Raw genomic sequence first — 22,887 nt, 5'->3', positions numbered from 1 at the left:
CGACATCCACACCAACGACATGCCAGGAGGACGACATGGCTCACGATGAGTTCGGAGGACTCACCGGTTGGGACCTCGAGGGGTTCCATTCCGGTGGGGACACGGAGGTGTGGAAGCGACTCGGCTCCCACGTCGTCACCATTACCGACGACGAGCGCGGCCCCATCACCGGGACCCGCTTTGCCCTCTGGGCCCCCAACGCCCAGGCCGTCGAGGTGATCGCGGACTTCAACTGGTGGACCGGTGACCCGATGCGTCTCATCCCGGGATCTGGGGTCTGGGGCGCCTTCATCGAAGGGGTGGGCGAAGGCACTCTCTACAAGTTCCGCATCCAGGACCAGTGGGGCAACTGGCACGAGAAGGTTGACCCGATGGCCCGCTACTCCGAGCAGGCCCCGCAGAACGCGTCCATCGTCACCGAGACCCACTACGAGTGGAATGACGACGAGTGGATCGCCCACCGTGAGGCCTCGCACGCCCATGCCGAACCGATGAGCGTCTACGAGGTCCACCTGGGCGGATGGCGTCACGGGCTGAGCTACCGTCAGCTGGCTGACGAACTGGTCGACTACGTGCTGTGGCAGGGCTACACCCACGTGGAGTTCATGCCGCTGGCCGAGCATCCCTTCGCCCCGTCCTGGGGTTACCAGGTCACCGGATACTTCTCACCGACCAGCCGTTACGGCTCCCCCGACGACCTGCGTTACCTCATCGACAAGCTCCACCAGGCCGGCATCGGCGTCATCATGGACTGGGTTCCGGGGCACTTCCCCAAGGACGACTGGGCTCTGGGACGCTTCGACGGCACCGCCCTCTACGAGCACGCCGATCCGCGCCAGGGCGAGCACGTGGACTGGGGCACCTACATCTTCAACTACGGCCGCAACGAGGTGAAGTCCTTCCTCGTCTCCAACGCGCTGTACTGGATCAGCGAGTTCCACGTCGACGGTCTGCGCGTCGACGCCGTCGCCTCGATGCTCTACCTGGACTACTCCCGCGAGGAGGGTCAGTGGGTGCCCAACAAGTACGGCGGACGAGAGAACCTGGAGGCCATCGACTTCCTGCGCTATGTCAACTCACACCTGTACTCGCGCCACCCCGGCATCCTCATGATTGCCGAGGAGTCGACCAGCTTCCCCGGCATCACCAAGCCGGTCGATCACGGCGGCCTGGGATTCGGGTTCAAGTGGAACATGGGTTGGATGAACGACTCCTTGCGCTACATGGAGCTCAATCCGTTCCATCGTCAGTATCACCACGGCGAGATGACCTTCGCCATGGTGTACCAGTACTCGGAGAACTTCATCCTGCCGATCAGCCATGACGAGGTCGTGCACGGCAAGGGATCCATGATCAACAAGATCCCCGGTGACGACTGGCAGCAGTTCGCGTCCCTGCGAGCCTTCTACTCCTACATGTGGTCCTTCCCGGGCAAGCAGCTCATCTTCATGGGTCAGGAGTTCGGCCAGCGTCACGAGTTCGACGAGTCCGCCAGCCTCGAGTGGTTCGTCGCCGATCTGTGGGGTCACGGTGGTCTCAAGCGCCTCTTCCGCGATCTCAACATGATCTACAAGGAGAACCCCGCCCTGTGGCAGCTCGACAGCGATCCGCGCGGATTCGAATGGATCAACGCCGACGACGCCGGCAACAATCTGTTCTCCTGGCTGCGCCGCAGCGAGGACGGCTCGACGATCGCCTGCTTCACGAACTTCTCCCCCAACCCGCAGACCGACTACCGCGTCGGACTACCCGAGGAAGGCGTGTGGACCGAGATCCTCAACACCGATTCCTTGGAGTACGACGGAACGGGAGAGTTCGGAAACCTCGGCCAGGTCGTGGCCACCCCGCTTCCAGTTCCCGATCGCTTCCCGGCCGTCGCCACCGTGTGCGTCCCGCCGATGGGCTCGGTGTGGCTGCGCCACGATCCCTCGGCAACCGCTGCTCTGCCCGGCGATCCGGGAATGCAGTGACTCTGGCAAGGAGGATTGTTCGTGGTCGATGACGAGTCCGATCCCGAGGACTTTCGGATTCAGGTCGAGGTGGTAGGCGACTGTGGTCGCCTGCTGCTCGACGATCCGCCATATCCGGAGGGTCTGACGCGGGCCATCTCATTGGCCTCCGACGACGCCATCCTCGGTCACGAGGTGCGTCGTCTGGAGGCCCGGGTGACCGTCGACGACGGAGACGTCATCCATGCCCTGCACCGGGCCGGATACCGCCGTGAGGGACGGCTACGCCAAGCCGGCAGCCGAGGGGATGGCTGGGTGGACGAATTCGTCTACTCCCGACTGGCCACCGACGAGATCTACACCCGGACCGGTCACACCGGCATGCTCGACTCGGTGCTGCCCACCAAACGGGTCATCTCCCACGTCCTGGTCCACGACGAAGTCGGGCGGGTTCTCATGTGCGAGACGACGTACAAGCCTGACTGGGAACTCCCCGGCGGTGTCGTCGAGCCGGTGGAATCTCCCCATGCCGGAGCAGTTCGGGAGTGCCGGGAGGAATTGGGCGTGACCATCGACATCCCTGCCACCCCCGTCCTCATCGATTGGATGCCACCTGCCCTCGGGTGGTCTGACGCCATCGAGTTCATCTATGCCGCCGGTGTGGTCGAACCGTCCCTCGCCGCCATCATGAATCCTGCTGACGGCGAGATCGGCCATCTGCACTGGGTGGATCCTGCTGACGTCCCTGCACACGTCACCGAGCTGTCGGCCCGACGTATCGCGGCCATACTGGCAGATCCCACCCCACGTGCCACTGAGAACGGGTTTTCGTTGTAACCCTGGGGTGGTGAACGAACGTTCGGCCCTGGTGGTTATGCTTCTTCGTCGTTGTCCTGGAAGAAAAATGACTGAACACACAGGAGGACCACCTACATGTCATCAACTGCGTCCCAGATCGTGGACGTGGTGGGCGGCCGCGACAACATCGTCAGCCTGACCCACTGCGCAACCCGCCTGCGGTTCCAGCTTCGTGATTCCTCGTCCATCGACAAGGCCGAGGTGGAGAAGATCCCCGGCGTCATGGGCGCTGTGCCCCAGTCGGGCAACCGTTATCAGGTCGTCATCGGCGGCGCCGTCAACAGCGTCTACAACGACATCATGAACCTGCCGGGCATGCAGAACTTCGGCTCCGAGGACGGCAAGCAGTCCGATGCGGACGTCAAGGCCGCACATCGTTCCAAGGGCCCGCGCGGCAAGTTCTCGTGGCTTGACAACCTGTTCGAGTACCTGTCGGACTCCTTCCGTCCGATCATGGGCGCCCTGCTCGGTGCCTCGCTGTTCATCACCTTCATGGCCCTCATGGGTTCCATGGGAGTCATCGGCAACTGGGCCGACTCCCGTGTCTCCCTGCCTCCGAGCTGGCAGTTCGTGAACCTGGCCTGGCAGTGTGTTTTCTACTTCTTGCCGCTGTTGGTCGCCTACAACGCCACGAAGCGCCTCAACGCCGACCCCTGGGTCGGGTTCTCGGTCATGGCCGTCGTCATGCTTCCGGGATTCACCGAGCTCGGTAAGGCGGCACATCCGCTGTCCCTGGGCGGATTCAAGGTCGACGTCGTTGACATCTTCGGCCTGCCACTGACGATCTTCAACTACGGCTCCCAGGTCTTCCCTCCCCTCATCATGGCGGCCATCCTGGCTCCGTTGTACAAGTGGCTGAAGAAGGTCATCTCCCCCAATGTTCAGATGATCTTCGTGCCCTTCCTGACCATGCTCATCATGATTCCGTTGACGGCCTTCCTCATCGGCCCCATCGGTGTCTACGCCGGCGCCGGCCTGGCCAACGGGCTCAAGGCGGTCAACGACGTCTCCCCGTTCATCTTCGCCGTCCTCATCCCTCTGCTCTACCCGTTCATGGTCCCGCTGGGCCTGCACTGGCCGCTCAACGCCGTCATGCTGCTCAACATCCAGACGCTGGGCTACGACTACATCCAGGGCCCGATGGGTGCCTGGAACTTCGCCTGCTTCGGCGCCACCGCTGGCGTCCTCTTCCTGTCGGTCCGTGACAAGGACGTGACGATGCGTCAGACGGCGACCGGCGCCCTCGCCGCCGGCCTGCTCGGCGGTATCTCCGAGCCGAGCCTCTACGGCATCCACCTGCGCTACAAGAAGATCTACCTGTCCATGCTGGTCGGCTGCCTCGTCGGTGGCGTCATCATCGGTGCCGGCGGCGGCCTGCACACCCCGGCCTTCGTCTTCACCTCCTTGCTGACGATCCCGGCCTTCGACAAGATCGGTCTGTACGCTGTCGCCATCGCGGCCTCCTTCTTCACCGCCATGGCCCTGGTCATCGTGCGCGACTACCGTGACGACGACGAGAAAGCTGCTGCCAAGGCTCGTCGTGATGAAGCTGAGGCCACCAACACCGAGTCGTCGGCTCTCGCCCCCGCCCCGGCTGCCGCTGCGCCCGTTGGGGCTGCCACCGCGGTTGCCACCAAACCCGAGACGGAAACTGCCACGGTTGAGGGAGTCGAAGCCCCCACGGCCGCGGAGGTCGCATCCGAGGCCATCACCATCGCCTCCCCTCTCAAGGGGCGTGCGGTTCCGATCTCCCAGATTCCCGACCCGGTCTTCTCCACCGGCGTCGTCGGTGACGGCATCGCCATCGAGCCCAGTGACAGCACGGTCGTCTGCCCTGCCGACGCCACCGTCGTCACCGCTCCAGAGTCCGGCCACGCCTTCGGGCTCAAGCTCGATTCGGGCGTCGAACTGCTCATCCACGTCGGTGTCGACACCGTCGAGCTGGGCGGCAAGGGATTCGACGTCAAGGTCAAGGCCGGCGATCACGTCAGCGCCGGTCAGCCCCTGGTCGTCTTTGATCCCGCCGTCATCGACGAGGCGGGCTACTCGAAGATCACCCCGGTCCTGGTGACCAACGGGTTCGACTACTCCAACGTCACCGGCATTCCTGCTGACGACGTCACCACGAGCACCCCGGTCATCACCGTGGTGAAGTGAGTCGAGGGCGGCCGGGGCATCTCGGCCGCCCCCTACCCCCACGAACAGGAGGCCGGCACCGTGATGGTGCCGGCCTCCTTGTTGTTGTCCTCGTCAGTCCCACAAGGACGGCATCGGTGAGGAGACGATTGTCTCGGCGATACCTCCGGGAACCTCCGCCGTCATGAGGGAACCGTCTGCACGTCGCAATCCCGAGATCGGGTGCGTTCCGCGCAGACTGGGACGCAGCGGGCCCTGGTCGCTCAGCGGGATCCGAACCGGCTCGACGCCGATGTGATGGAGCTCCCTGCGTACCGTCACCTCGCGGTCATGACCTGACAAGATCTGGAAGGTGATCGCGTCACGTTCCAGCTTCACCAGCATGTGCGAGTCGCCAATGAGCATGTGGTGCTTGATGGATGTCCACTGGGCCGGCAGCCGAGGATCGAAACGTAGGTTCTCTCGGTCATTGCGCATGCCCACGAATCCATGGACCAGACAACCCCACACACCACCGGTCGAGGCAACATGCACACCATCCGAGGCGTTGTGGTGGGTGTCGGCCAGGTCGCAGTAGAGGGCGTCCAGGAAGTACTCCATGGCCATCTCCTGATGGCCCACCTCGGCTGCCATCACTGACTGCACCACTGCTGAGAGGCTCGAGTCACCGGTCGTGATGGGGTCGTAGTACTCGAAGTCGGCGAGCTTGACCGCCTGGGTGAATTGGTCCCCCTGCAGGAACAGGGCCAGCACGACGTCGGCTTGCTTGAGTACCTGGAACCGGTAGATCACCAGCGGGTGGTAATGCAGCAGCAGCGGACGCTTGTCGTCGGGGGTGTTCGTGAGGTCCCACAGCTCCCGGGAGAGGAATTGGTCGTCCTGAGGATGGATGCCAAAGGTGTCATCGAACGGGATGACCATTCCTGCGGCACATTCCTCCCAACCACTGACCTCGTCCTCGGTGAGGTCCAGTTCGGAGCACAGATGCTCAAACCACAGCGGGTCCTCATCCTTCATCCGCCTCATGACGCTGGCTGCGTCAATGAGGTTCGCCCGCGCCATGACATTGGTGTAGAGGTTGTTGTTGACGACCGTGGTGTACTCGTCGGGCCCGGTCACGCCATGAATGTGGAATTCCCGGCCTCCGTTGATCCGCCAGAAGCCCAGATCTGCCCACATCCGCGCCGTCTCGACGAGGACCGGAGCGGCATCGCGGAAGAGGAAGGTCTTGTCCCCCGTCGCACGAGCGTGGTTCATGATCGCGTGAGCGATGTCAGCATTGATGTGATACTGAGCCGTACCTGCGGCGTAGTAGGCGGAGGCCTCCTCACCGGTGATCGTCCGCCACGGGAAGAGAGCTCCCCGCTCGGACAGTTCTTCGGCTCGTCGTCGGGCTTGTGGAAGAGTGTTGACCCGGAACCGCAGGGCGTTCTCAGCGATTCGCGGATGGGTGTAGGTCAGCATCGGGATGACGTAGACCTCGGTGTCCCAGAAGTAGTGGCCTTCATAGCCAGATCCGGTCACACCCTTGGCAGAGATACCCAGCTGGTCAGCGCGGGCCGAGGCCTGAGCAATCTGGAAGAGGTTCCACCGCACCGCTTGCTGGATACCTGCCGGCGCACCCTCCACCTCGACGTCGGCCGTCGCCCAGTAGTCCTCGAGCCACTCTCGCTGCTCGTCGTAGTAGACCCGATGGCCCTGCTCGCGGACTCGGTCGAGGCTGCGACGAACACGGTCGAACAGTTCGTGCACCGGCACCCCTCGCGAGGAGTGATAGGCCACGGCCTTGTCCACTCGGATGGGGCGACCCTGGGTGGCCTCGATGCGGTAAACCCGTTTGCCACACCCGGGCTCGGTGTCGATGAGGGAGACGCACTCGTTGTCGGTGGTGATCTCGTGATCAGCGCCCACGGCCAGCGTCATCCCGGACCTGGCCGTGTGGAACCCCAGGATCATCCGCCGGTCCGAGTGCCAGTCCTTCTCCGCGACGAGCACCTCGTCGGCAAACTTGCGGGCCTGACGAGGATCGTCGGCATTCCCCGAGTCCTCAGGACAAACGTGATACTCGTCCATGCCGTCCTCACGATTGAGGATCTGAGAGCTGATGACGATGGGGGCATCCCCCTCGAGCATCGTCACCTCGATGCTCATGAGAGCCATGTGACGGTGGGTGAAGGACACCATCCGTGACGTCGCCACCCGCAACAGCTTGCCCGCCGGAGTCCGCCACACCAGTTCGCGACGCAGCACCCCTTCACGGAAGTCGATCCAGCGCTTGTACGACTGAATCTCGTTGACGCTGAGCAGCAACGGCTCGTCGTCAACATAGAGCTTCATGAGTTTGGCGTCGGGGACGTTGACGATCGTCTGACCGGTGCGCGCAAAGCCGTAAGCATTCTCGGCGTGATGGATGTCCCAGATCTCATGGAACCCGTTGATGTAGGTCCCGTGACTGAAGGAGTCACGCCCTTCAGACGGATTGCCGCGCATGCCGAGATACCCGTTGCCGACCGAGAACAAGGTCTCGGTCTTTCCCAGGTCGTCGGTACTCGGTGCCGTCTCGACGATCGCCCACGGATCGTCGGGAAAGCGCCATCGATCCATCGGGTCGGTGCCCGTTCGCGTCATGCCATCTCCTCAGCCATCTCGTCCAGGTCATCGACCACTCGGTCAGCACCCACCTCACGCAGCCGGTCAGCACCCACGCCGCGATTGACGCCGAGCACCATTCCAAATCCACCAGCCGCACCTGCGCGCACTCCCGAGACCGCATCCTCGACGACAACGCATTGCTCCGCAGACACACCAAGCAGATCAGCTCCACGGAGGTAGGTGTCAGGGGCGGGCTTTCCAGGCAGGTTCTCCGCCTTCGACCGGTTGCCATCGACCAGCACCGGGAAATCCTCGCTCATACCGGCTGCCTCGAGCACCACAGCGGCATTGCGCGACGAGGACACCACAGCCATCGCCACACCGCGTTCGTGAAGCAGATCCACCCAACGGCGAGACCCCGGGTAAGGCTGGATGCCGTCTCGGGCCAGCACCGTGTTGAACAGGTCATTCTTTCGATTTCCCAACCCACAGATCGTCTCGGCATCAGGAGCATCGGAGGGATCCCCCTCCGGGAGAGTGATGCCGCGGCTGGCAAGGAAGTCACGTACCCCGTCGTATCGAGGTTTGCCGTCCACGTAGGCGAAGTAGTCCTCGTCGGTGTAAGGATCCTGGCCCTCGCGATGGGCCAACTCCTCGTTGAACATCTCCTCCCAGGCACGCATGTGAATCAGCGCGGTAGGGGTGAGGACGCCGTCAAGGTCGAACAAAACGGCATGGAACTTCTCGTCGAATGGGGTCGAGTCCATGGTCTCCATGCTATTGGTCGATGACGACACGTCCAGCTGGGTTGGGTCAGACTTGTCCCCACGTGCTCACGGCCCGGGAGCGTACTCCCGGGCCGTGAGCACGTGGGGAGGCGACGATCAGAACAATGCTGCTGCCAGCGAACGTCGCGCGGCTGCCACATCAGGATCGGACTGTCCCACCATGGCGAAGAGCTCCAACAGGCGAGTGCGAGCGGCTTCGCGCTCCTCGTCGTGGGTGGTGCGCACCACCTGGATGATCCGGTTGAACGCGTCAGCGGTCCGTCCGCCCATGAGCTCGACGTCGGCAGCGGCCAGCTGGGCTTCGACGTCGTGAGGATTCTGCTGGGCAGCGGTGAGCAGTGCCGCAGCGTCCTTGCCGTCCAGCCGTGCCAGCAGCGCTGCCCCGTTACGTCCCGCGATGAGGACGGGGTCGTTGGGCTCCTTGGCCAGCAGCGCGTCATAGGCGGCGACCGCATCGTCGAACCTCTTGGCGTCCATGAGCTTCTCGGCCTCGACCGTGCGCGGGTCAGGGCCAACGGCTTCCTCGCTGCTCGCCTGGACCGTCACCGGCTCCGCGCGACCGACCATGCCACCGGCCGTCGCCGCCTGAGTCACCTGGTTGGTGATCTGACGGAACTGCTGCTCGTCGATCGTGCCCTGGGCCAGCGGTGCCAACTGTCCACCGATGACGGCGACGAGCATCGGAACGGCCTGAACGCCCAGGCTCTTGGCCAATTGAGGCTGGGCGTCGATGTCGACGTGCACCAGCAGCCATTTGCCGGCGGCCTCGTCGGTGACTCGACGCAGCACGGACGACATCTGCTCGGCACCATGGGCATTCGGTGTCGTGAACTCCACCAGCACCGGGTGCTGCACCGACTTCTGGAGCAGCGAGTTGAAATTCTCCTCGGTACCCTCGATCACCCAGGTCCTGGTGGTTCCCGAGCCAGCTGGGGCGGGTCCGGCAGGAGAGTCGGAGGAACCAGCTGCAGCTGCCAGCCCCGACAGATCGACGGCATCATGACGATGAATCGAGTCAGAAGACATGTCGTCCATTCAACCAGACCTCTCGTAATCCGCCCCAGCATCGGTGACGATCGATGGTCTGAACGCCCTGATTCCTCACGGTGACCTGCCGCAGTGCTCCGCTCGGTGACAGAATGGCCCCATGGCTCATGAACGTGCTGGGAAACCTGCCCAGGAATCCGATCTCATCGATGTCGATGCCGTCCTGTCGGCCTACCACGACATCACTCCCGATCCCTCCAACCCGGACCAGATGGTTGTCTTCGGCACCTCGGGTCACCGCGGCTCCTCCTTGGACGGCGCCTTCAATGACGCCCACATCGCCGCCACGACCCAGGCAATCGTCGAGTACCGTGCCTCCCAGGGCATCGACGGTCCGTTGTTCATCGGCAAGGACACCCACGCCCTGTCCATGCCCGCGTGGACCACTGCCATCGAGGTACTGCGTGCCAACGACGTCGAGGTCGTTGCCGAGCATGACGACGAGTGGACCCCGACCCCGGCGGTCTCGCGAGCCATCATCGTCCACAACCGCCTGAGCGAGGGACGCCAGGCTGACGGCATCGTCGTCACCCCCTCGCACAACCCGCCGCGCGACGGCGGCTTCAAGTACAACCCGCCGCACGGTGGTCCGGCCGACACCGATGCCACCGGTTGGATCGCCGACCGCGCCAACGAGCTACTCGCCGATCCGTCGGCTATTCGTCGCAAGCCGTACGCGCAGGTGCGCGACGAGGTCTCCCGTTACGACTACCGCAGCGCCTACTGCGACGACCTGCGCAATGTCATCGACCTCGACGCCATTGACGAGGCCGGGGTACACATCGGCGCTGACCCGCTGGGCGGCGCCTCGGTGCAGTACTGGGAGTACATCGCCGATCATCTCGGCATCGATCTGACGGTCGTCAACCCCGAGGTCGATCCGACCTGGCGATTCATGACCCTCGACACCGACGGCAAGATCCGGATGGACTGCTCCTCCCCGTCCGCGATGGCCTCCCTCATCGCCAACAAGGACGCCTATGACATTGCCACCGGTAACGACGCCGACTCCGACCGCCACGGCATCGTCACCCCTGATGCCGGTCTCATGAATCCCAATGCCTACCTGGCGGTGGCGATCGGTTACCTCTTCGCCCATCGTCCCGGGTGGGGCCTCGGCGCCGGTATCGGCAAGACCCTGGTGAGCTCCTCCCTCATCGACAAGGTGGCCGCTGATCTCGGTCGTCGCCTCGTCGAGGTGCCGGTTGGCTTCAAGTGGTTCGTGCCCGGCCTGACGCGTGGCAATCTTGGATTCGGTGGCGAGGAATCCGCTGGTGCCTCCTTCCTCGATCTCGACGGCCACACCTGGACCACCGACAAGGACGGCATCCTCCTGGCCCTGCTCGCCAGCGAGATCAGAGCCGTCACCGGACGTTCTCCCTCCGAGCACTACGCCGATCTGGAGAACCGCTTCGGCAAGTCCTACTACGCCCGTATCGACGCCGACGCCAACCGTGAGCAGAAGGCCCGCCTCAAGGCCCTCTCCCCCGACGACGTCTCCGCCGACGCCATCGCTGGCGAGAGGATCGAGCAGATTCTCACCACGGCGCCGGGCAATGGTGCTCCCATCGGTGGCATCAAGGTCATCACCGAGAATGCCTGGTTCGCCGCCCGTCCGTCCGGCACCGAGAACAAGTACAAGATCTACGCCGAGTCCCTGCGCGACGCCGCCCACCTGGCTGCCGTGCAGACGGAGGCCCGCGAGATCGTCGACAAGGCCCTGCAAGGCTGACACAGTGACATCATGAGCGCTGCATCGCCCCGACCGCTGGGATGCGGTCGGGGCGATGTCATGTCCATCACGATGTCACGTGCAACATGGTCACTTGGGATGGGCCAGGTTTGTCCGCAAGCCGGCCATCTGAATGACGCGCTGGATCGTCAGGTCGCGATCCTCCGGGCGCCCGACGTAGTCGATCTCACGCAGGCCTTGGTCCTGAGCCGCCGACTCGAAGATGAAATGGCCATAACCGAGCAGACGTCCGAGGAAGGGCTGCTCGACCGAGATGTCGAGAATACGAGTCATGGGCATCGTCGCCAGGTGCTGATCGAAGATGCCATGGACGCGGAAAACCCGCATGTTGGTGATGACGAAACGGTCCATGTGATCCAGGTGAAAGCGCAGTGCTCCCCAGGTCGCCAAGGAGATTCCCATCACGAGGGGGAGGCCCCACCACCGCTGCGCAAAGACCATTGAGATGAACAGCAGTGTTGCCAACACCATGGCGATCGTTGGGGCCACCAGGACGATCCAGTGCTTGGAAACCTCGTCAATGACGTACTCCCCCTCGCCGACCAGCAGGTGTCGGTCAACATCGGGGTCTATGAAACGACGGATGACGTCGGGCAAGGTCAGGACTGCCCGCCCAGTGCCCTGATGAACCCGAAGAGGCCACTAAAGAAGCCACGAATCACGCGAGCAGTACCAGCCGGATCCGTGAAGGCGTAGTACAAGCAGAACACGACGAGGAACACGACGATGATCGTGTGGATGGTCTTCTTCACGTTCACTAAGGCTCCTTGCTCGGCACGTGGCCCGGGGAAGGGCTCGGGGACACTGCAAAGCCATTCTTGACCGAACGATCTCTTCCGCACCACTCGCAACGCCGAGCAGAACGCACATCGTCACAAGGCCCACTGGTGTGGACAGCAGATCGCACCGCATCGCATAGATGCTCCGGACAAGGTCGGTCAATGTCGTGTCGAATACCCACCCCGACTGACTCCGGCTTGGCTGGCAGTGCAAGGATTGACGCATGGAGAACTTCAACAATGATCCCTTTGCGTGCATCGACCACGTTGGTTTCGCCGTCAAGGACATGGACGAGGCCATCAAGTACCACTGCGACGTCCTCGGCTTCCACGTCCTCCTTCGCGAGAAGAACGAGGGCCACGGCGTCGAGGAGGCGATGATCGCCACCGGCAAGCGCGGCGAGGAGAGCACCGTCGTCCAGCTGCTGGCTCCTCTCGGCGAGGACAGCACCATCGGAAAGTACATTTCCAAGAACAAGAACATGATCCAGCAGGTGTGTTACCGCACCTACGACCTGGACAAGACCATCGCCACCCTGAAGGAGCGCGGCGCCGTCTTCATCGGTGAGCCCTCCATCGGAACTGCTGGCTCCCGCGTCATCTTCCTTCACCCGAAGCACACCGGTGGCATTCTCGTCGAGATCACCGAGCCCCCGGCCGGTGGCATGCCCTACAAGGACTGATGTCACACCGTTGAGGTGAGAGGTTTTCGGGCCCCGGGGACACTGTCCCCGGGGCCCGCCTCGCCCCGGTGAGTTGCGCCGTTGTAATTCGGTACCGATTGGTACCGTTGGAGTCACCTAATGAAAGGGGATCATCGGTGAGCACGAAAGACGTCTCTGACGGCCAGTTCGACGAGGAGACCGGACTCAACCTCTTCGACGACACCGCCAGCGCGGCCGGTAGTTTCACCCATTCGATGTGGGGTTATGACCGCACCAGCGTCGACAACTACGTCCGGGAGATCGAGCAGCAGGTTTCGACCCTGAAGCAACTCACCCGGCACCTACGCGGACAGGTCTCCCAGGCCCAGGCTGAGGCCACCCAGACCGATTTCAAGCGTCTGGGAGTTCACGCCACCGAAATCCTCACCGCCGCGGAGGCCCAGGCCAAGGACATCGTCGCCATGGCTGGCAACGAGGCGGAGCGCATCAAGGAGGAAGGCCGTCGGGTCGTTGCTGACATGCGCGCCGCCGCACAGACCGAGTCCGACGATATCCGCGTCGCCGGGCTGGCGAACCAGCACGAGCTGCGTGACCAGGCTGCCAAGGATTCCCGTACCGCCGTCGAGCAGGCCCGCGTGCAGGCCCGAACCATCGTCGAGCAGGCCGAAACTCATGCCGAGGCCATCGTCACCGAGGCACGTACCAAGGCGTCGGTCATCGACCAGAACGCCCGAGCTCAGGTCTCACAGATCATCGAGAAGGCTCGTTCCGAGGCCGCCGAGATCACTGAGTCCGCTCGTCACGAAGCTGCCGAGATCACCCAGAAGGCACGAGAGGAGACCGCTGCCGTCACTGCAGAGGCTCGCGCCAGCCACGACCAGGCCATGGCCAAGATCAATGAGTTGCTCGAACAGGCCAAGGCCCATCAGCAGGCCAGCAGCGACACTGTCGCCAAGCGCACAGAAGAGGCCGACACCATCCGTCAGAGCGCACTCGAGGAGGCCGAATCCACGCGTAACCAAGCTGCTCGTGACGCGGAGAACCGTATTGCCACGGCTCACCGTCAAGCAGCCATGATGAAGGAACGCCTTGAGGAGCAATACGCCTGGCGCAAGGAACAGTTGGAACGCGAGACCGCTGCCCTGCTGCAGCGCAAGAAGGCCGTCCTCGCCCAGCTCAGCAACCTCAAGGCTCTGGCAGGGGAAGCCGAGAGCGCCTACCCCGATGCTGATCCGTTCGCCGAGCAGTCGGAGGCTGACAGCTCCGAGGACGCCACCATCGTCATCGACCCGAAGCCCAGGACTGACGGTATGCCGTCTGCGGCAAAGGCTCCCCAGGAAGATCAGGCCACCCAGGTGCTCCCAGCAACCAAGAATGACAAGGCCAAGGATGGCGAGCATGGAGGCGCGACCACCGCTCAGCAGTCAGAGTCCCGGGACTCCGAGGACGATGAGTCGGACAATGAGAAGACCCAGGTCCTCCCTCAGGGCAGTAAGCCCGAGAAGTGAGAACTGGCCCTGAAATGTGAGTGGCCCCGACCTTCAGGTCGGGGCCACTCACATTTCAGTAGGGAGCCAGGAATGACCTCGGGGTCAGAACAAGCGATCCTCCGGATGATCCATGCCACGTAGGGCGTCATAGTCGACGGTGACGCATTCGATGCCACGGTCCGTGGCCAGGGTGCGCGCCTGTGGCTTGATCTTCTGGGCCGCGAAGACCCCCCTGACCCGATCACCCAACAGGTGGTCGCGGTTCATGAGTTCCAGATAGCGGGTGAGCTGCTCCACCCCGTCGATCTCACCGCGTCTCTTGACCTCGACAGCAACGTAGACACCCTCGGCATCACGGCACAGCAGGTCCACCGGACCAATCGGCGTCATGTACTCACGGCGGACCAGCGACCAGCCTGCCCCAAAGGTGTCCGGATTCTCGGCGAGCAACTCCTGAAGATGAGCCTCCACCCCGTCCTTCTGCAGACCAGGGTCAGCTCCCAGCTCCTCGGTGACGTCGAGGAATTTCGGGCCCAGCAGGATTTGCAGATGATCTCCGGTCGGGGCATCAACCTCCCAGACCTCTTCGACCTCGGCGTCCACGGCGGCCGTGGCGGCCGGCTCGTCGGGCAGACAAGGACGGGTCGTCAAGGTGCACGGGGAACTCATCCAGTTCAGTGGCTTGTATGCACGGTCGTCGGCATGGACACTCACCGAGTTGTCTGACTTGACGACGATGAGCCGCTTCGCCCATGGCAGATGGGCGGTAAGACGACCGGTGTAGTCAACCTGGCAGGGCGCAATGACGAGACGCACGGAGTCGGACTTTACCTGCACCTCAGCCTCGACCTCGAACGCCATTCTGGTGCGCCGGCATGGGCCCATCCCCTCAGCATTGTCCTCCCCGGTACCAGGTGCGGCACAATGGACCCCATGGGTCGTCATCATGGTTCGCGCAAGTGGCAGCGTCGAGCCCGCCCCCTCAGTGCGACCAGCCATCCCCATTCTGAGTACAAGAGGGACGGTCAGCACGTCGTACGCATGGTGCCTGCTGACCGAGCGCTCAAGGTCTACACGTGCCCCGGGTGTCTTCATCCCATCCAGCCGGGAACCCCGCACGTCGTCGCCTGGCCGCATGAACCATCGATGTTCTCCACGTCCCCGGTCGAGGAGCGTCGTCACTGGCACACCGAGTGTTGGAGGTCGCGTCCATGAATGAGCTTCACCTGACCACCCTCGGTGACGGTCGTCAGGACGTCTACTGGTGTCACGGGGTCTTCGGGCAGGGAAAGAACTTCACCAGGGTCGCCAAGGACCTCCTCGCCACCGGTCCGGACGACTATCGCTGCATCCTCGTGGACCTGCCGAACCATGGCCGGTCCCCCTGGACACAGGATTTCTCCTACCCAGCCATGGCCAAGGCCCTCTCCGAGACGATCAGGACGACCAGCGGGGACCGCCCGGTTCATCTCCTGGGCCACTCCATGGGCGGCAAGGTCGTCATGCGGACAGTTCTGGACAATTTTGATCTTGCGCGCAGCCTCACCGTCGTCGATATGGCACCGGTGGATTCACGTCTCACCCGCCTGGATCCCCTCGTCCAGGCCATGAAATCAGTGAATCTGTGTGCCTTGACCACGCGACGCGAGGCCGAGGAGCAGATGTCCGATGTGATCCCTTCCGCGACGATCCGTCAGTTCTTGCTGCAGAACCTGCGGCATGACACCGGTGAGAACAACCGCTGGTACTGGCAGATGAATCTTGACCTGCTGGGTAGTGGCTTGTCAGACATTGGTTCGTGGCCGTCGGTCAATACGACCTGGGACGGACCGGTGCTGTGGATCACCGCCGAGGAGTCTGATTACGTCGGCCCAGATCACTCCCAGGCCATGCACGAGCTCTTCCCCCAGGTGCGCCGAATTCGAGTGAAGAACTCGGGTCATTGGGTGCACTCGGACCAGCCCGCAGTTTTCGTGCAGGTTCTGGCAGCTTTCCTGTCGCGCTGTCAGGGAGATCCCTCCTGACGCCGAGGCTCAGCCCATCACCACCGAGCCGATACGGGTGTCGACCTTGGGGGAGCTCCCGTCCTCGGCCAACCCCTTGTCAGCGATTTCGGAGATGCTGTCGACACCTTCCCGATCGATGCTCCCGATGACTACGAATGAGTCTGGCAGCTTGGAGTCCCCGTACACCAAGGCGAATTGCGATCCCAGACGGTGCTGGGAATCTGTCACCAGAGCAAGGGTGCCCGCACCTACTGATCCGCCGGTCTTGGCTCCCTTCTCAACCGGGTACGAGTACCCGGGTCCGCCATTACCAGTGCCGGACGGGTCGCTGCACTGAAGGTACTTCGCGTCTCCGGTCGACAGCTTGTGACACGACGTGTCGTTGTAAAAACCTTGTTCGGCCAAGGACATGAACGAGTTGACGGCGCACGGAGCCGTGGCACGATCCACCGTCAGCACCACGGGCGCCTCGTTGATCGTCAAGGTGACGGTTGCCGATCCCGTCCTCTCAATCTCGTCGGAACGAGGCATGTCGACAGGACGAGCCGCTTTGCCTGTCACGGCGTAACCGCACGGACCGCTGGCCGCCGCTGGCGTCGGTGTCGTCGGTGCCGGGGCATGGGCGGGACTCTGCTGGGCTTCATGGGTGCTGGCTGGCTGGCTCGTCGTCGAGGGGGCAGCCGTCCACCAACGATCAGGGGAATCGCTGACCCCGGGCACCTCTCCGCGAGTCTGTGAACATCCGGCGAGCAGGGAGAACCCTGCAACGGCGACCGCGGTTGCTGCTCGGCACGTCATCCTCATGTAGTCCGTCCTTCTGTTATCTGGCAACGCGGTCAGGCTACCCACCGCTCCGACGGAATAGAGTGAGGACTCACGGGGTTACACAACCTGGACCTATTCGAAGGAGGACACCCATGGATCAGCAGAGCGACCGCTTCCGCTGGCACCCCGGAATCGTGGGTCCCGATAAGGAGGTGTCCGCCCTCATCACCCTGGTGCAGTCCTTCAACGACACCGGACGCGTACAGGCACGGGTCCGTGACGCGATCTTCACCGAACTCCCCCACCACGAGCTCGGTGAATTCGACATCGACTTCCTCCTGGACCACCGCGATTCCCGCCAGCCCATCATCTTCGACACTGACCATTTCGAGGGCTATGAACGCCCACGTCTGGTCCTTCACGAGGTCACGGATCAACTCGGACAGGCCTTCCTCGTCCTCGACGGCCCTGAACCGGCACTGGGCTGGGAGACCTTGGTGTCGTCGTTGACAAACCTCGTGGACTCCATGGGGATCCGTCTGACCGTTATCACTGATTCGATTCCCGTACCGACTCCTCATACCCGACCCGCCATGGTCACCCGATGGGCGTCGCGTCCCGAACTCATCCTGGGATCCACCTCACCGTTTGGCCGCGTTCAGGTGCCGGCGTCCTTCCCGGTTGTCCTCGGGCAGCGGTTGGGGGAAACTAACCACGCCGTCATCGGCCTGGCGTCCCACGTGCCGCACTACCTGGCTGACCTGGACTACCCGGAGTCGGCCCGCGCCCTCGTCGAGGCACTGCGCGGCGCAACCGGCCTGGCCCTGCCCATCAACGCTCTGGCAATGGCCGCCAAGACCGTTCGTGCCGAGATCGACACCCAGGTCAATGGTTCTGAGGAGCTCAAGACCATGCTCCATGCCCTCGAGGAGCAGTACGACTCGCGAGTTGCCCAGCGCGAGCTCGGCACCACCGAGGTCACAGTCCCTGACGCTGAGGACATTGGCGCCGAGGTCGAGGACTTCCTGCGTTCCATCGACGACGGGGACGATTCCCGCAGTGACGACAATCCTTCCGGTCCGCGACGTGGCAACGACGGTGACGCCGACGACGACACCCCTGATTACCGTCCCCGTCGCGGAGGCGATTCGGACGGATAAGGGCATTGTCTGTACCCAGTCATAGACTGCCCGGCATGGATCTGGGAATCGACTTGGGAACCACCTACACCGCGGTTGCTGCTGTTGACAACGGAAACCACCCCCTGCTGCCCTTCCTCGACACGGAAGGAGACTCACACGACCAGCTGCCCAGCGTGAGCGCGGTCGTCGGCGGGTCCCTCGTCCACGGCTTTGAGGCCCGCCAGGCGATGGCCGGTGGAGCCCCTGGCGTCCGCTCGGTGAAGCGCCTCCTGGCGGCCCCCGGGGCCGGCCCGTCGACCCTGGTCCACATCGGGGAGATGGAGATCCCGTTGGTCGATCTGTGGGCCGACTTTCTGCGTCATGTCATCTCGTGCATCGACGTCCCCGGACCTCATCGTGCCGTCCTCGGTGTACCCGCCCACGCTCACACCGGACAGCGCCTCGTGACGATGGATGCTGCACGTCAGGCCGGTATTGATGTGCTCGGCCTCGTCAACGAGCCGTCTGCGGCCGGGCTGGAATTCGCCCTCCGTCACGCCCGGAACCTCAATTCCAAGCGCACCAGGGTCATCATCTATGACCTCGGTGGTGGCACCTTCGACGCATCCCTGGTCAACATGTCCGGCCAGAGCCCGGAAGTCCTCGACTCCGTCGGTCTCAATGACCTCGGTGGCGACGACTTCGACGAGGTGCTGGCTGATCTGGCCGCACGTCATCTCAGCGACATCTCTGTCGATCGTGACGAACTCGTCGAGGCGTGCCGAATCGCCAAGGAAGCCCTGCGTCCCCAGTCTCGGAACCTCCTCGTGGACCTCGACTCGACGACTCTTCGCATTCCGGTCGCCGAGGTGGCCGAAGCGTGCCAGCCGCTGGTCGATCGCACCATCGAGACCATGGATCCGTTGTCCTCCCTGCTCAACAGCGCTGACTCCGACGTCGCCGGTATCCATCTCGTCGGTGGCGCCACGTCCCTGCTGATCGTTCCCCGCCGGCTGCGCGAACTCTTCGGGCGACGAGTGCACCGTTCTCCCAACCCGACCTCGGCCACCGCGATCGGTCTGGCCGTCGCCGCTGACGCGGACACCCTGGGAATCCGTGACCGCCTTTCCCGCGGTTTCGGTGTGTTCCGCGAGACTGAGTCCGGACGAGGCATCGGCTTCGACGTCCTCACCGACCAGAGCACCCGGCTCTCCGGGACGACGACGATCACGCGAACCTACCGTTGCCGTCACAACATCGGCGTCTTCCGCTTCGTGGAGTTCTCGCGGACTGACGCCAACGGCGAACCGGTGGGTGACCTCATTCCCTTTGCCACTGTCGTCTTCCCCTTCGACGAGACTCTGCAGAACACGGGTAACGACCTCGACGCTGACCAGGTCGACGTCCACGAGGTCAACAACGGTCACCTCATTGAGGAGACCTACACCATCCTCGAGACCGGTATGGTCACCGCGACGATCACCGACGTCGACACTGGATGGTCCACCACCGTTACCATGGGACGTCCAACAACGACGAGCACCGGTACGGTGCATCGATGAGCCCGACTGACAAACCATCCTCACTGCGCCACCTGCTGCACAGACTGATCACCATTCGCCCAGCTCCGGGACGCAATAAGCAGGCAGTCATCCTCATCATCCCGATGGCAGTGTCCTTGGTGACGATGGGGCTCATCACCGACCCAAGCCATGCCGCCATGGGAATGATGGGTGCCATGGGCGCACTGGCGGGCAACAGCAATGCCCCACTGTCGCGCGCTCGAATCCTCATCGGCGTCGGTGTCGCGACGGTCCTTTCCCAGTGTCTAGGCCTGTTGTCCATGCGGGTGGAGTGGATCATGCCGCTCATCCTGGCCGCGTGGAGCCTCGTCATCATCTGGACCTGGCACGCTCTGCAGTTGGGTCCGCCGGGACCTCTCAACATTCTCTTCGCCGGGGCTTTCGGCGCCTACATGGCCAGCCATGGGTGGACGATCGCAACGGTCTTCACCTCGACCGGCCCTTCCTTCCTCATCGCCGCCATGGTGTCGATGATCATCTGCTTCATCTCGCCGCACCGACCGGTGCGGCTCGCCGTCGAGAAGGCCGAGACAGCGGTCAACAATTATTGTGAGCCCGACGAGGATGCCGACAGCCACGAGGTTGCCCGGCTGCGCTCGGCAGCCCACGCTGCCATCCATCAGGCGTGGTGGGCCTACAACGACGGTCACGCCTCCGGGGCCGACAACCCGTCGGAGATGTCCGAGCTCTCCGAGCTGAGAGCCCGACTCGTCACCGCCCACATGCGCCTGGAGCACGAGCTGAGGCTGGAAGCCTTCCCATCCGCCGACGTGTCTCTTCCAGACCATCTGGACTGGACCCCGCTGGGGCGACCCAAGGCAAGTTATCTGCTCCGGACAGCACTGGAGCGTGGCTCCCGACCGACAATGCTGGCACTTCGAGCAGCCACCGGCGTCTTCTTCGCCGCCTTGCTCATGATCCTGCTGCCCTTCGGCCATCCTTACTGGGCCATCCTCAGCGTGCTGATCCTCATGCACATGGACGCCACCCGCTCCGACATGACCATCCGGGCCATCCACCGCGTGCTCGGGACGGTCATCGGGCTGGGGCTCTACCTGGCCGTGGCAGCCTTCGGACCGTCAGGTTGGGTCCAGATCGGCCTCATCATCGTCTTCCTGTGGATCATGCAGGCCATGGTGACGCGCAATTACGGCATCGCCTGCATCTTCATCACCTGTTTCGCACTGCTCATGACACCACTCACCCAGCCCGGTGAGATGTACCAGCTGGCCCAGGACAGGATCCTTGAGACGGTTGTCGGTCTGGCCGTCGGCATCATCACGATCCACGTCGTCGGTCGGCGGGCTCCCGTGCTTCTGGTGCGCAGTCAGTACCGCCGCACCTTGCGCTCGATGATGCCTGTGCTGCGGTCGCTGGCAGACGGCCACACCAGTACCTCACAGGCCCAGGTGGAACGCAACCAGATGGTCCATGAATTGATCCGCGGATCTGCCCTGCTCTCTGCTACTCGCCCCGACGCTCCACAAGCTCTGCAGGACTGGTCCAAGGTCGATCGCACCGTCACCGAGACCGGCTACGACCTGCTATCGGTGTGTTGGCACACCATCGACAAGCCCGTGCCGTGGGCACGCCGGCTGTTGGCCGACATCGCGGTCTTCATCACCGGTCTACCTCCGATCTCCAGTCAGAACCTCGATGCCCACATCGTCGTCGATGAGATGGAGAAGATCCGCCTCGACATGGTCACCTCCCTACCGGGGGTCAGGTGAACGAGTACATCGTCCTGACGGACCCGGTCGAGGCTGAACTGGAGATCAAACGCTCGATCTTCCGAACCAAACTGGTCCGCGTCGAGACCGAGGAAGAAGCTCGTGACGTCATCGCCCAAGCGAGACGAGATGGCCACGATGCCCGTCACCACGTCTCCGCCTTCGTCATCGGACCTGATCGCCATGCCCAGCGCTGCAGCGACGACGGCGAGCCTGCTGGAACAGCCGGAATGCCGACCTTGAAAGCCCTCACGGCCTCGAATTCTGACGACCAGCCGCATCTGTCGGACGTCGTAGCCGTCACGAGCCGGTGGTTCGGTGGCATCAAGCTGGGAGCTGGCGGCCTGACCCGCGCCTATGGCAACGCGGTCACCAAGGTCTTGGACTCGGCCTCGCTGCATCGTCGAGTCCTCATGGACACCTTCACGACCCTACTCGACCTACGACAAGCTGGCCACGAAGAAGGAGTCATCCGAGCTGCCGGACACGAGGTCGTTACGGTCGACTACACCGCAGACGGGGCCCTCCTCACCTTGGCTTGCCGAGCGGGTCAGGCCGACCATCTGGCTGTCGAACTGGCCGAGCTCCTGGGCCGTGACGTCGATCTGACGCCGAGGGCGCAGCGTTGGGTCGACCTCACGCACTGAGACGGAGCGGCCACGAAATTGGTCTGATGCCCTAGGCTCACGACGTGCACACATCTCAGCCGCGCACCGTGGCAGTCATCCATAATTCGGTGAAGACTGCCACCAACCCCCAGTGGCGCACTCTCATCGAGGACAAATGCCAGGAGCACTTGGGGGTCAACCCGTCCTTCCTTCCCACCACCGACGATGACTTCGGTCACGGCCTGGCCATGAGCGCTGTCAATGATGGCGCCGACCTCGTCCTGGCCTTGGGCGGCGACGGAACAATCCGTCAGGTCGCAGCTGGTCTAGCAGGTACCGGAGTCCCGATGGGGATTCTCGGCATGGGGACGGGCAATCTTCTGGCCCGCAATCTCAATCTGCCCCACACTGATCTGGCGGCCTCCCTCGACGCCGTACTGACCCGCCCAGTGCGAGCCATCGATCTTGGTTACGTCCGTTTCGACGAGTCCGAGGAGATCTGCTTCACCGTCATCATTGGCATGGGCATGGATGCTCAGATGATGGCCGGCACCCAGGACCGTCTCAAGGACAGACTCGGATGGCTGGCCTATGTGGCATCAGGTGCCCAGACCCTCATCCAACCCGGGTTCCAGGCCCGCACCAGCGTCGATGGTCGCAAACCGGTCGTCACGCGGGCTCGGACAGTGCTGGTGTGCAACTGCTCCGCCCTGCCTGGTGGGGTCGATCTCGTCCCGGATGGCCGTATTGACGACGGCACCCTGGACGTCCTGACCCTGTCTCCCCACGGGATCGTCGGCTGGGTCGCCGTCCTCAACCATTTCGTCACCCGGCATCGTCACGGACACCGACTGGTGCGTCACGCCTCCTCACGAACAGCGCTCGTGAGGTCTGGTTCCGGGCCGATCCTCGCCGAGGTTGATGGTGATCTGGTGGGCAAGGTGACGACGATGAGAACACGGGTGGCCCCCGGAGCCCTGCTGGTGCGGGCCTGAGGGCCCCGGATGGATTCGGACC

Annotated in this window: 20 protein-coding genes; 13 read left to right on the top strand and 7 right to left on the bottom strand. The window is 63.4% G+C overall.

Features of this window, described 5'->3' with window-relative positions; genetic code table 11:
* Positions 1-35: 35 nt before the first annotated feature.
* The 3 genes from glgB to ACP8ML_RS05670 all read left to right on the top strand — a co-directional run bounded on the left by glgB (position 36) and on the right by ACP8ML_RS05670 (position 4,964).
* Positions 36-1,970 (top strand): 1,4-alpha-glucan branching protein GlgB, encoded by a 1,935-nt coding sequence (glgB, locus tag ACP8ML_RS05680; RefSeq protein WP_016667593.1) that lies wholly within the window; start codon positions 36-38, stop codon positions 1,968-1,970.
* A gap of 21 nt (positions 1,971-1,991) precedes the next feature.
* Positions 1,992-2,786 (top strand): NUDIX hydrolase, encoded by a 795-nt coding sequence (locus ACP8ML_RS05675; RefSeq protein ID WP_065672717.1) that lies wholly within the window; start codon positions 1,992-1,994, stop codon positions 2,784-2,786.
* Between the two features lie 96 nt (positions 2,787-2,882).
* Complete coding sequence (locus tag ACP8ML_RS05670; RefSeq protein WP_065672716.1) at positions 2,883-4,964, top strand: glucose PTS transporter subunit IIA; 2,082 nt, start codon at positions 2,883-2,885, stop codon at positions 4,962-4,964.
* A gap of 93 nt (positions 4,965-5,057) precedes the next feature.
* On the opposite strand, the gene ACP8ML_RS05665 is transcribed toward ACP8ML_RS05670, so the two are convergent.
* From ACP8ML_RS05665 to ACP8ML_RS05655, 3 genes are all read right to left on the bottom strand, one after another.
* Positions 5,058-7,571, bottom strand: a complete 2,514-nt coding sequence (locus ACP8ML_RS05665; RefSeq protein ID WP_486703057.1) for a glycoside hydrolase family 65 protein — start codon at positions 7,569-7,571, stop codon at positions 5,058-5,060.
* Complete coding sequence (locus tag ACP8ML_RS05660; RefSeq protein WP_117189032.1) at positions 7,568-8,311, bottom strand: HAD family hydrolase; 744 nt, start codon at positions 8,309-8,311, stop codon at positions 7,568-7,570. The genes ACP8ML_RS05665 and ACP8ML_RS05660 overlap by 4 nt, the downstream gene beginning before the upstream one ends.
* 108 nt (positions 8,312-8,419) lie before the next feature.
* A complete protein-coding gene (locus ACP8ML_RS05655; RefSeq protein WP_117189030.1) occupies positions 8,420-9,358 on the bottom strand; it encodes a tetratricopeptide repeat protein in 939 nt (312 codons plus the stop codon).
* 112 nt (positions 9,359-9,470) lie between these two features.
* On the opposite strand from ACP8ML_RS05655, the gene pgm reads away from it, so the two are divergent.
* A complete protein-coding gene (gene pgm, locus ACP8ML_RS05650; RefSeq protein ID WP_016667587.1) occupies positions 9,471-11,102 on the top strand; it encodes a phosphoglucomutase (alpha-D-glucose-1,6-bisphosphate-dependent) in 1,632 nt (543 codons plus the stop codon).
* A 90-nt stretch (positions 11,103-11,192) separates the two neighbouring features.
* On the opposite strand, the gene ACP8ML_RS05645 is transcribed toward pgm, so the two are convergent.
* Both ACP8ML_RS05645 and ACP8ML_RS05640 read right to left on the bottom strand, forming a co-directional pair.
* Complete coding sequence (locus ACP8ML_RS05645; RefSeq protein ID WP_015582741.1) at positions 11,193-11,720, bottom strand: PH domain-containing protein; 528 nt, start codon at positions 11,718-11,720, stop codon at positions 11,193-11,195.
* 2 nt (positions 11,721-11,722) lie between these two features.
* Positions 11,723-11,875: a hypothetical protein gene (locus ACP8ML_RS05640; protein ID WP_162141113.1), complete on the bottom strand. Its 153-nt coding sequence runs from the start codon at positions 11,873-11,875 to the stop codon at positions 11,723-11,725.
* 251 nt (positions 11,876-12,126) lie between these two features.
* On the opposite strand from ACP8ML_RS05640, the gene mce reads away from it, so the two are divergent.
* A complete protein-coding gene (gene mce, locus ACP8ML_RS05635; RefSeq protein ID WP_015582742.1) occupies positions 12,127-12,585 on the top strand; it encodes a methylmalonyl-CoA epimerase in 459 nt (152 codons plus the stop codon).
* A gap of 137 nt (positions 12,586-12,722) precedes the next feature.
* Positions 12,723-14,075 (top strand): DivIVA domain-containing protein, encoded by a 1,353-nt coding sequence (locus ACP8ML_RS05630; RefSeq protein WP_117189028.1) that lies wholly within the window; start codon positions 12,723-12,725, stop codon positions 14,073-14,075.
* 84 nt (positions 14,076-14,159) lie between these two features.
* Here the strand turns inward: ACP8ML_RS05630 and nucS are convergent, their stop codons facing one another.
* Positions 14,160-14,918, bottom strand: a complete 759-nt coding sequence (gene nucS / locus ACP8ML_RS05625; RefSeq protein ID WP_171048550.1) for an endonuclease NucS — start codon at positions 14,916-14,918, stop codon at positions 14,160-14,162.
* A 63-nt stretch (positions 14,919-14,981) separates the two neighbouring features.
* On the opposite strand from nucS, the gene ACP8ML_RS05620 reads away from it, so the two are divergent.
* Positions 14,982-15,272 carry a hypothetical protein gene (locus ACP8ML_RS05620; RefSeq protein WP_260186297.1) on the top strand — a complete coding sequence of 97 codons (291 nt, stop codon included), beginning with the start codon at positions 14,982-14,984 and terminating at the stop codon, positions 15,270-15,272.
* Positions 15,269-16,081, top strand: a complete 813-nt coding sequence (locus ACP8ML_RS05615; RefSeq protein ID WP_016667583.1) for an alpha/beta fold hydrolase — start codon at positions 15,269-15,271, stop codon at positions 16,079-16,081. Before ACP8ML_RS05620 ends, ACP8ML_RS05615 begins: the two co-directional genes overlap by 4 nt.
* Positions 16,082-16,090: 9 nt before the next feature.
* On the opposite strand, the gene ACP8ML_RS05610 is transcribed toward ACP8ML_RS05615, so the two are convergent.
* Positions 16,091-16,594, bottom strand: a complete 504-nt coding sequence (locus tag ACP8ML_RS05610; RefSeq protein WP_065672863.1) for a peptidylprolyl isomerase — start codon at positions 16,592-16,594, stop codon at positions 16,091-16,093.
* A 386-nt stretch (positions 16,595-16,980) separates the two neighbouring features.
* On the opposite strand from ACP8ML_RS05610, the gene ACP8ML_RS05605 reads away from it, so the two are divergent.
* Genes ACP8ML_RS05605 through ACP8ML_RS05585 form a run of 5 tightly spaced genes read left to right on the top strand, consistent with a single transcriptional unit; the run spans position 16,981 to position 22,865 of the window.
* Positions 16,981-17,988 (top strand): PAC2 family protein, encoded by a 1,008-nt coding sequence (locus ACP8ML_RS05605; protein ID WP_270236067.1) that lies wholly within the window; start codon positions 16,981-16,983, stop codon positions 17,986-17,988.
* 35 nt (positions 17,989-18,023) lie between these two features.
* Positions 18,024-19,511 carry an Hsp70 family protein gene (locus ACP8ML_RS05600; RefSeq protein ID WP_065672706.1) on the top strand — a complete coding sequence of 496 codons (1,488 nt, stop codon included), beginning with the start codon at positions 18,024-18,026 and terminating at the stop codon, positions 19,509-19,511.
* Positions 19,508-21,262, top strand: coding sequence for an FUSC family protein (locus ACP8ML_RS05595; RefSeq protein WP_486703056.1), 1,755 nt, complete (start codon positions 19,508-19,510; stop codon positions 21,260-21,262). The genes ACP8ML_RS05600 and ACP8ML_RS05595 overlap by 4 nt, the downstream gene beginning before the upstream one ends.
* Positions 21,259-21,909, top strand: a complete 651-nt coding sequence (locus ACP8ML_RS05590) for an IMPACT family protein (RefSeq protein ID WP_065672704.1) — start codon at positions 21,259-21,261, stop codon at positions 21,907-21,909. Before ACP8ML_RS05595 ends, ACP8ML_RS05590 begins: the two co-directional genes overlap by 4 nt.
* Positions 21,910-21,953: 44 nt before the next feature.
* A complete protein-coding gene (locus ACP8ML_RS05585) occupies positions 21,954-22,865 on the top strand; it encodes a diacylglycerol/lipid kinase family protein (RefSeq protein ID WP_486703055.1) in 912 nt (303 codons plus the stop codon).
* The last annotated feature ends 22 nt before the right edge of the window (positions 22,866-22,887 follow it).

It is taken from the genome of Cutibacterium sp. LaCa_255, assembly GCF_057458005.1.
The sequence above is the reverse complement of the archived record's forward strand: the minus strand, read 5'-3'. Positions and strand labels throughout refer to the sequence as shown.